Source organism: Cellulomonas septica, assembly GCF_012396155.1.
Lineage (GTDB): Bacteria > Actinomycetota > Actinomycetes > Actinomycetales > Cellulomonadaceae > Cellulomonas > Cellulomonas septica.
Window position 1 is genome coordinate 1 of record NZ_JAAXOY010000057.1, and the last position, 9,866, is coordinate 9,866.

A 9,866-nucleotide genomic window follows, 5' to 3' on the forward strand; every position below is an offset into this window, starting at 1 on the left:
CGACGGGCCCGGAGGACGTCGCGCCCGGCGCGCTGTCGACGATCGCGCAGGCGATCGCGGACGGCAACGCGGGTGTCGCCCGCGTGCCCGGCAAGCACGGCGGCGTGCGCCGCGACTACAGCGTCGTGACGGTGCTCGTCCCGGACGCCCCCGGCGAGCTCGCCCGGCTGCTGACGGACGTCGGCGAGGCGGGCGTCAACCTGGAGGACCTGCACCTGGAGCACGCCGCGGGGCGTCCCGTCGGCATGGCGGCGATCTCGGTGCTGCCGAGCGCGGTCCCGCACCTCGAGGCGGAGCTCACGCTCCGCGGATGGAGACTGGTGAGTTGAGCACGATCCCGGCGCCCTTCGTGGTCGCGATCGACGGCCCGTCCGGGTCGGGGAAGTCGAGCGTGTCGCGCGCGGTCGCGCGCGCCCTCGGGCTGGCCTACGTCGACACGGGCGCGACGTACCGGGCCGCGACGTGGTGGTGCCTCGCCCAGGGCGTCCCGCTGACCGACACCGACGCGGTCGCGGCGGCGGTGCGGACCCTGCCGCTCGACCTCGGCGTCGACCCGGACGCGCCGACCGTCGTCGTCGACGGGACCGACGTCTCGGCGGACATCCGCGAGACCGCGATCTCGGCCGCGGTGAGCGCGGTCGCGACGAACCTGGAGGCCCGCGCCGAGCTCGGCCGCCGCCACCGCGCGCTCATCGACGCCGAGCGCGAGCCGCGCTCGTTCTCGGGCGGCCGCGGCGTCGTCGCGGAGGGGCGCGACATCACGACCGTGATCGCCCCCGACGCCGACGTCCGTGTGCTGCTGACGGCGAGCGAGGAGGCGCGGCTCGCACGGCGCGCGCTCGACGTGCACGGGACGGCGGACGCGCAGGCGGTCGAGGCGACGCGCGACCAGGTGCTGCGGCGCGACGCGGACGACTCGACGGTCGTGCAGTTCCACACCGCGGCCGACGGCGTCGTGACGGTCGACTCGTCGCACCTCGACTTCGAGCAGACGGTCGAGGCGGTGCTCGCGGTCGTGACGGCCGCGTCCCGGGCGTGACCGAGCAGCGCCTGCCGTCGCCGGTCGGCCCGGCGTGGTCGCGCTGGGTCGGCCGCTTCCTCGCGCGCGGGGTGTGGGCGGCGGACGTCGTCGGTGCCCACCGGGTGCCGCGGACAGGGCCCGTGCTGCTCGCGGCCAACCACACGGGCGTCGTCGACGGGCCGATCCTCATCGGCGTCGCGCCGCGGCCCACGCACATCCTCGTCAAGGAGGAGATGTTCCACGGGCCGGTCGGGCTGCTGCTGACCGCCGCGGGGCAGATCCCGGTGGACCGGCAGGGTGGCCGGGCGGCGCTCACGACCGCGCTCGGCGTGCTGCGCCGCGGCGGCGTGGTCGGCATCTTCCCCGAGGGCAACCGCGGCCGCGGCGACGCGACGAGCGCTCGGGCCGGGATCGCATGGCTCGCGCTCAACGGGCAGGCTCCCGTCGTGCCCGTGGCGATCCTGGGGACCCGGCGCACGGGGGAGTCCGTCGGGCACGTGCCGGGCTTCCGCCGCCGGCTCGTCGTCGAGTTCGGCGATCCCGTCGTGGTCGAGCGTGCCCCGGGCGTCTCCGGACGGGCCGCGCTCGTCGACGCCAACGAGGCGGTGCGGGTCGCGCTCTCGGACCTCGTGACCCGCGCGAGCGCCCGGTCGGGCCTCGTCCTGCCGACGGACGGCCCGGACGGCCGGGACGGCCCGGACGCCGAGCCGCTCTGACGACGGCCTCGGTGCGCGTCCGGCCGGGGCCCGCGCGATCCGGGTCACGGCTGCCCGCCCGACAGGGGAGAATGGTCGGCATGACGGACACCGACCCCGCCCTGGAGCTCCCCGACGAGGCCGGCGACGCCCTGGAGCTTCCCGACGAGGCGGGCGACGCCGATCGTGAGCGCGCGCTGCGTGCGGGGCTCGCGGAGTACGCGCTGGAGGACGACGACCTCGCGCTGATCGACGGGCTCGACGAGGACGAGGCGGGCGGTGCGGCGGCGACCGCGCTGCCGGTGCTCGCGGTCGTCGGGCGGCCGAACGTCGGCAAGTCGACGCTGGTCAACCGGATCATCGGCCGTCGTGAGGCGGTCGTCGAGGACCAGCCGGGCGTGACGCGCGACCGCGTGAGCTACCCCGCGGAGTGGGCAGGGCGGCGGTTCACGGTCGTCGACACCGGCGGCTGGGAGGTCGACGTCGCGGGCATCGAGGCGCGCGTGGCGCAGCAGGCCGAGGTCGCGATCGCGCTGGCCGACGCGGTGCTGTTCGTGGTGGACGCGACGGTCGGGGCCACGGACACCGACGAGCAGGTCGTGCGGCTGCTGCGGCGGGCGGGCAAGCCGGTCGTGCTGTGCGCGAACAAGGTCGACGGCCCGGCGGTCGAGGCGGACGCCGCGGCGCTGTGGGCGCTCGGCCTCGGGGAGCCGTACCCGGTCTCCGCGCTGCACGGCCGCGGCACGGGCGACCTGCTGGAGGCCGCCGTCGACGCGCTGCCCGAGGTGTCGGCGCACGCGAAGCCGCTGCCGGACGGGCCCCGTCGGGTCGCGCTGGTCGGGCGGCCCAACGTCGGCAAGTCGTCGCTGCTCAACAAGGTGCTCGGCACGGAGCGCGTGGTCGTCGACGCGACCGCGGGCACGACGCGCGACCCGGTCGACGAGCTGGTCCTGCTCAAGGGCGAGCCGTGGGTGTTCGTGGACACCGCGGGCATCCGTCGGCGGGTGCACCAGACGTCGGGCCCGGACTTCTACGCGTCGCTGCGCACGCAGGCGGCGATCGAGAAGGCCGAGGTCGCGGTCGTGCTGGTCGACGCGTCGTCGACGATGACCGAGCAGGACACGCGGGTGATCTCGCAGGTCGTCGACGCGGGCCGTGCGCTGGTCATCGCGTACAACAAGTGGGACCTCATGGACGAGGACCGCCGGCCGTTCCTGGAGCGGGAGATCGAGAAGGACCTCGTGCAGGTGCAGTGGGCGCCGCGCGTCAACATCTCGGCGCGCACCGGGTGGCACACGGACCGGCTGGTGCCCGCGCTCAAGCGGTCGCTCGAGTCGTGGGACACGCGCATCTCGACGGGTCGGCTCAACGCGTTCCTCGGCGAGCTCGTCGCGGCGCACCCGCACCCGCTGCGCGGGGGGAAGCAGCCGCGCATCCTGTTCGCGACGCAGGCGTCGACGCGTCCGCCGCGGTTCGTCATCTTCACGACGGGGTTCCTGGACCCGGGCTACCGCCGGTACATCGAGCGCCGCCTGCGCGAGACGTTCGGGTTCGAGGGGACGCCGATCTCGATCTCGGTGCGCGTCCGGGAGAAGCGGCGCCGCTGAGCCCTCGGATCACGCCAGAGGCCGGTCCCGGTACGTCGGGGACCGGCCTCTCGCGCGTCGCGGCGCAGGGGCGTCAGGGCGTCGTGGGCGTGAGCGCCTCGTACTCCTCGACGGTGCCGTCGGCGAGCACGGTCTCGATGATGCGGCGGCCCAGCGGGTCGAGGTCCGGCGTGAGGAGCTGCGCGAGCTCGGACCGGAAGAACGACGTGAGCACCGCGGCGCCCTGGTCGTAGGCCTCCTCGCCGACCTGCGACTGCAGCTCGGGCGCGAGGTAGGACGGGCGGATCGTCTGGCCGTCGATCCGCAGCTCGCGGGGCGTCCAGCCGAACAGCGGGCAGCGCGCGGGCTGGAGGGACTCGCGGCGGATCCGTGACGTGCCGCGCCGGGCCAGGTACTCGCGCGTGAGCCACTCGGCGGCGAACCCGACGCGGTAGGAGCCGATGTGCTGGTTGGGCGTGAGGACGTACCGCGTGCGGGGCGCGGCGACGATCTGCCGCAGCAGCAGGTTGGCGGCGCCGACCTTGGTGCCGGTCGAGAACGGCCAGTACGACCCGACGCCCTCGGCGACGAGCCCGCCGTGCGCGAGCTTCTCGGCGTCGGCGGCCGACTCGCCGATCGACGGGTTCTTGTCGCCGCGGGGCGCGACCAGCCGCCACACCCACGCGAGCGACGGCGGCACGAGGTGCATGAGGCCCATGACGCCGTACGTCGGGGCGTCGCGCGTGCACGCGGGCATGCGGACGCCGAACGTGCGGACGTCGACCGGCTCGGCCTCGTCGACGACGTGCCGGAACTGCGAGCGCGCGACGACGACGCGCGGGTTCGGGCACCGCTTCCCGTTCGAGTCCAGGGTGTGCTCCCACGGCAGGAGCGTCGCGTCGGGCAGGCCGCGCATGTTGTAGAAGACGAGCGGCCGGTCGGGGTGGATGACGGCGCGCTCGAGCGTGGCGTCCTGGCCGTACTCGGTGAGGTTGTCGACGCGGACGAACCAGCCGGCCTCGGCGTCGGCGACGACGAGGCGACCGTCGGTGCCCTGGATCGCGGGGTGGCACAGGGTCATGTCGTCGGTGACGGGTGCGAGGGCGGAGGACTCGGCGAGGGTGATGGTGTCGGTCGTCCCGGTGACGACGTTGGTGCCGAGCAGGATGCGGCCGTCGTCGAGGCGGCGGAACTCCTGGCACATCTCGGACTTGCCGCCGCCCGACGCGCCCTCGTGCATGACGACGGTCTCGTTCTCGTACGGCGTCGTCACGCGCACCGAGGACGCGTGCGCGGTGAGCCAGCCCTCCTGCTCGCCGATGTCGAGCAGCACGGAGAAGATGCCCTTCTTCGCGGACGGCCCGGGGTAGAGGTTGTAGGCGAACACCTCGTGCAGCGTGGTGGACCGGTCGTGCACGACGACCTGCCGGCCGTCGAAGTGCGTGTGCCGGAAGGGGGGAGCGACGTACAGGATCGAGCGGGGCGTGAAGGGGCCGAGCTCGTCGAACGTGACCCAGCCCTGCAGGTCGGCGAGCGTGAGCGCGAAGAACGCCGCGTTGGCCGGGACGATCGCGAGCGACGGGTAGCCGTGCACCGGGCCGCCGGCCCGGAAGGGGAGCACGACGAGGCGCTGCCCGGCGAGCCAGTCGAGGGTCTCGGCCTTCACGGGTGCGAAGTCGGCGCCGTAGACGTCGCAGTAGCGCGGCTTGTCGGTGGGCAGGTCGTCGGCGATCCGCATGCAGTCGGGGTCGCGGCGGCGCAGGTAGTCCTCGGGGTAGTTGACCGCGAGCCCGTTGGCGCAGCGGACGACGTCCGCCTCCTTCACGGGTGCGCCGTGGACGTCGTAGACGACGTCGAACCGCGGGCCGCCGTCGGGTCCGAGGGCGAGCGCGTAGAGCTCGTCGCGCGTCGCGGGGACGACGACCTCGGCCGCGTCGAGGACGTCGCGCACGGCGGCCGGGAGGCCGAGCGTCCGCAGGGCGTCCGGGGTCGTGACGTCGACTGTCATGGGAGCTCCCGTCCGTGCGCGTACGCGGGACGCATTGCCCGCTCTTGACGCCGAGACTAGGAACGGTGGGGGAACCGCAGTAGGACCTTTGGTCCTGCCGACGTCACCGGTCGCGCGTGTGGTACTCCCCGGGGAAGGTCACGGGCTCGCCGGGCTTCGCGGTGAACGGCGTGCCGCGGTGCTGCCCGCTCACCGGCCCGCCGCTGCGCACGGTGTAGGTCACGAGGTCCTCGCACACGTCGACCTCGAGCACCGACCCGCGGATCTGCAGCGGGAACCGCATGCGTCGCGCGCGCGTCGGGAGCATGGGCGCGAACTGCGTGCCGCGCCACCGGTAGCCCGCGAACCCCTGCACGAGCGCCATCCACATACCGCCCGCCGAGGCCGCGTGCACGCCGTCGCGCAGGTTGCCCGCCCGGTCGGAGAGGTCGACAGACGCGGCGTCGACGAGGTACTCCTCGGCGGTGCGGAACTTGCCCACGTCGGCCGCCGCGATCGCCTGCATGCACTCGGACAGCGACGAGTCGCCCGTCGTCAGCGGGTCGTAGTACTCGAAGATCCGGCGGCGCTCGGCGGGCGTGAACCGCTCGGGCAGCATCACGGTCGCGAGGACGACGTCGGCCTGCTTGATGACCTGGTGGCGGTAGATGACGAGCGGGTGGAAGTGCAGCAGCAGCGGGTACATCTCCGGCGGGGTGCCCGCGAAGTCCCAGCGCTTCAGCCGCGTGAACGCGTCGTCCTGGAGGTGCACGCCCGCGGTCTCGTCGAACGGCACGTACATCTGCTCGGACGCCCGCCGCCACGTCGCGACCTCGCTGTCCAGCAGGCGCAGCCCTTCGACGAGCGCCGCGTGCTCCTTCGGGTGCTCGCGCGCCATCCAGTCGAGCGTGTCGGCGGCCGCGCGCAGGTTCTCCGCGGCCATGAGGTTCGTGTACAGGTTGTTGTCCACGACGGTCGAGTACTCGTCCGGGCCGGTGACCTTGAGGATGACGAACCGGCCGTCGTGCCGGTCCGAGAAGAAGCCGAGCCCGGCCCACATGCGCGCGGTCTCGACCAGCAGCTCCGCACCGTGCTGCACCATGAGGTCGGTGTCACCGGTGACGGTCACGTACTGCTCGAGCGCGTAGGCCACGTCCGCGTCGATGTGGTACTGCGCGGTCCCCGCCGCGTAGTAGGCCGACGCCTCCTGCCCGTTGATCGTGCGCCACGGGAAGAGGGCTCCGTCGCACCCGACCTCCCGGGCCCGGGCCCGCGCCGCGGGCAGCATCCGCACGCGGTGCATGAGCAGGCTTCGCGCGACGCGCGGCGACGTGTGGATGAGGAACGGCAGCAGGTACGCCTCGGTGTCCCAGAAGTAGTGCCCCTCGTACCCGGTCCCCGTGAGGCCCTTCGACGGCACGCCGTGGCCTTCGCTGCGCCACGTCGCCTGCAGCAGCGTGAACTGGCTGAAGTGCACGGCCTGCTGACCCGCCGACGTGCCGGGCAGCTCGACCTCGCTGCGCTCCCAGAACAGGTCGGCCTCGCGCTCGTGCGCGGCGCGGACCGCGGCGTACCCGGCGTCGCGGGCGCGGTGGATCGTCATGCCGGCGCGGTTGAGCAGCTCGCCCGCGTCCTCGTCGCCGTGGTGGTACGCGAGCCACTTCGTGACGCCGACGGGCACGCCGACCTGCGTCTCGACGTCGAACACGACGCGCGCGCGGGACGGCTCGACGCGGGTGCCGACGTGGGTCACGCCGTCGTCGACCTCGTGGTCCATCGCGGCGGCGACGGTGAGGCCCGACCGGGTGGTGGAGTACGCGCGCACGACGCGCAGGCCGTCGGTGCGGTCCTGACCGGGACGCAGGGCCGCGGTGACCTGCCGGGTCTGGCGCGGGTCGAGCGTGACGTCCTCGCCGACGGCGTCGGTCGGGGCGACGAGCTCCGAGGACAGGACGACGCGGCCGGGCGCGTCGAGCGCGGTGATCTCGTAGCGGAGGACGGCGAGGTGCCGCTGGGCGAGCGACACGAGGCGTTCGCTGTGCAGGCGGAACCGGCGCCCGTCGGAGAGCTGCAGGACGACCGTGCGCGTGAGGACGGCGTGCCGCATGTCGAGCGTGCGCTCGAAGTGGCGGACCTCCGCGTTCTCGCACGTCACGGGCTCCTCGTCGACCAGCAGCCGCAGCGCGGTGCCGTCGGGCACGGGCAGGATCGTCTGGCCCGTCGTCGCGAACCCGTGCGCCGCCTCCGGGTAGACGATCGGCCACGTCTCGTGGAACCCGTTGAGCAGCGTCGCGGGGGAGCGTGCGGGGGCGCCCTCCTCGAACGCGCCGCGGATCCCCAGGTAGCCGTTCGACAGGGCGAAGAGCGTCTCGGTCTGCTCGGTGCGGTCGGGGGTGAACGCGTGCTCGACCATGCGCCACGGGTCGGGCGGGACGTCCGTCGACGTCGCGACGATGCGGCGGCCCGCGTCCCGCAGCCGGTGCACGCGCGGGCCCGAGCGGTGCACGTCCTCGTCGGGGTCGGCGAGCAGCTCCGCGAGGTCCTGCACGACGACGTCCGCGCCGTGCGCGGCGAGCGCCTCCGCGTGGTCGTCCCGGTCGACGCCGACGACGAGCCCGAAGCCGCCCGCGCGCCCGGCCGCGACACCCGCGAGCGCGTCCTCGACGACGACGGCGCGGCGGGGGTCGACGCCGACGCGGCGTGCGCCTTCGAGGAACCCGTCGGGGGCGGGCTTGCCGGGGAGGCCGAGCTCGAGGATGGTCTCGCCGTCGACGCGCGCGTCGAAGAGGTTGGCGATGCCGGCGTGCTGGAGGACGGCGGCGCAGTTGCGGCTGCTGGAGACGACGGCCGTCTTGAGGCCGGCCTCGCGGACCTCGCGGACCCAGGCGACGGAGCCGGGGAACGCCTCGACGCCGGAGCGTTCGAGCTCCTCCTCGACGAGGAGCTGCTTGCGGTTGCCGAGGCCCCACCAGGAGTCCTCCTCGGGTGGGGAGTCGGGTCCGCCGGGCGGCAGGACGATGGCGCGGGACTGGAGGAAGTCGCGGACGCCTTCCTCGCGGGTCTTGCCGTCGACGTGGGCGGCGTAGTCGACGCGGTCGTCGAAGCGGGGGGTGTGCGTGCCGTGCTCGCGGTCCCACCCGTCGAGGAAGTCGTCGAACGCGCGCTTCCAGGCGGCGGCGTGCACGGTGCGGGTGGTGGTGAGGACGCCGTCGAGGTCGAAGAGGATCGCGTCGAAGTCCTGCAGGGCGACGGGTGACGGCATCGGTGACCTCCGGCGACGAGGCCGTCCGCCTCGTCGGCGGCACGTCCTTGACCTCGACTGTCCCGATCCTTGAGGTGTTCCGGCGCGTCGGCAACCGCGACGGCGGGTGACCTGCGGTGTCGCTTCCTGCTCAGTAGTAAGGTGTCGGAAATGTAGCCTGCGGGGCTACGATGACGACATGACACCTCGCCAGCGCCCGCGGATCGCGACGCGACCGCTGCGCGCCGTGACACCGGCGGACCTGACGGACGCGTACACCAACCCGCGGGCGGTCCTGGCGCAGAAGGCGCGCCGTGGTGAGGTGCACAAGGTCGCGCACGGCGTGTACGTCGCGGTGCCGGACGACGCGTACGACCCGCACCGGTGGCGCCCCGCGCTCGAGGCGGCAGCGGCGGCGGTCGCGACGACGGCCTACGCGCAGCGGCCGGTGGCGGTCGGGCTGACCGCGGCGCGGTTGCTGCGGGCGCTGCCGCGCGCGCACGCCCGGGCCACGTACGCGGTGCCGGCACGTCACGCCGACGTGCGGCTCGTGGACCGGCCCCACGGGGTCGTGGGCTTCGTCCGCCGTGACGTGGGCGCGCTGGCGACGACGACCGTGCGGACGGAGCTCGGCGACGTGCTGGTCACGACGCCCGAGCAGACGGTGCTCGACCTGGCGCTCAACCGCGCGAAGGCCGACCCGGGCGCGGCGCTGGAGGCGATCACCAACCTCGCGCCACGCGTCGACTGGGCGGTCGTCGAGGACCTGGCGCGCGCGCAGCGCGGTGGGCCGACCGCTCTGGCGAGGCTGCGACGCCTCGTGCCGGACGCGACGGCCGCATGAGGCTCGACCCGGGCGAGCTGTACGACGTCGCCGACGCGTTCGGCGTCGACCTCGACCAGGTGCGGCGCGACCACGTCATCTCGCACGTGCTGGCGTCGATCGCGCGCCGCGAGCGTGACCGGTTCGTGTTCTACGGCGGGACGGCGCTGAGCCGGACGTGGACGCCGGACGCGCGGTTGAGCGAGGACGTCGATCTGCTGGTGCGGGGGTCGCGCGCGGAGGCGGGCCGGGCGCTCGTGGCGGCGCTGGCGGCGGACCTGGGTCCGCACGTGCCGTCGCTGTCGTGGTCGAAGACGCCGGGGGAGGCGCGCGACGCGGAGGCGGTGTTCCTGCTCGTGGGGGACGACGTGACGATCAAGTTCCAGCTCGTGAGCGTGTCGGGGCGGCCGCCGTGGCCGACGGAGCCGGTCGACGTGGTGCAGCGCTACGGCGACGCGCCGCCGGCGCGGCTGCACGTGCCGACGCGTCCGGCGGCGGCCGCGATGAAGCTCG

The 9,866-nt window shown here is 74.3% G+C and carries 7 protein-coding genes and 1 pseudogene; 6 read left to right on the forward strand and 2 right to left on the reverse strand.

The features are described from left to right. The 4 genes and pseudogenes from HGA02_RS04245 to der form a co-directional block, all read left to right on the forward strand. Window positions 1–329 (forward strand): annotated as a pseudogene (locus HGA02_RS04245) (prephenate dehydrogenase); the annotation flags it as partial. Further along, window positions 311–1,039, forward strand: coding sequence for a (d)CMP kinase (cmk, locus tag HGA02_RS04250; protein ID WP_168677901.1), 729 nt, complete (start codon window positions 311–313; stop codon window positions 1,037–1,039). The pseudogene HGA02_RS04245 and the gene cmk, both read left to right, overlap by 19 nt. Next, complete coding sequence (locus tag HGA02_RS04255; protein ID WP_168677903.1) at window positions 1,036–1,737, forward strand: 1-acyl-sn-glycerol-3-phosphate acyltransferase; 702 nt, start codon at window positions 1,036–1,038, stop codon at window positions 1,735–1,737. Before cmk ends, HGA02_RS04255 begins: the two co-directional genes overlap by 4 nt. 80 nt (window positions 1,738–1,817) lie before the next feature. Beyond that, the gene (gene der / locus HGA02_RS04260) at window positions 1,818–3,323 is read left to right on the forward strand and encodes a ribosome biogenesis GTPase Der (RefSeq protein WP_168677905.1); all 1,506 of its coding nucleotides are present in this window, start codon (window positions 1,818–1,820) and stop codon (window positions 3,321–3,323) included. 73 nt (window positions 3,324–3,396) lie between these two features. Here der and HGA02_RS04265 read toward each other — a convergent pair whose 3' ends face one another. Beyond that, a complete protein-coding gene (locus HGA02_RS04265) occupies window positions 3,397–5,310 on the reverse strand; it encodes a DUF4914 family protein (RefSeq protein WP_168677907.1) in 1,914 nt (637 codons plus the stop codon). A gap of 103 nt (window positions 5,311–5,413) precedes the next feature. Further along, entirely contained in the window at window positions 5,414–8,551 is a 3,138-nt protein-coding gene (locus tag HGA02_RS04270) for a beta-phosphoglucomutase family hydrolase (protein ID WP_168677909.1), read from the reverse strand. 178 nt (window positions 8,552–8,729) lie between these two features. On the opposite strand from HGA02_RS04270, the gene HGA02_RS04275 reads away from it, so the two are divergent. Both HGA02_RS04275 and HGA02_RS04280 read left to right on the forward strand, forming a co-directional pair. Then, a complete protein-coding gene (locus tag HGA02_RS04275) occupies window positions 8,730–9,374 on the forward strand; it encodes a type IV toxin-antitoxin system AbiEi family antitoxin (protein ID WP_124342934.1) in 645 nt (214 codons plus the stop codon). Continuing rightward, on the forward strand, window positions 9,371–9,866 hold a 496-nt coding region (locus HGA02_RS04280), incomplete at its 3' end, for a nucleotidyl transferase AbiEii/AbiGii toxin family protein (protein ID WP_168677911.1). The genes HGA02_RS04275 and HGA02_RS04280, both read left to right, overlap by 4 nt.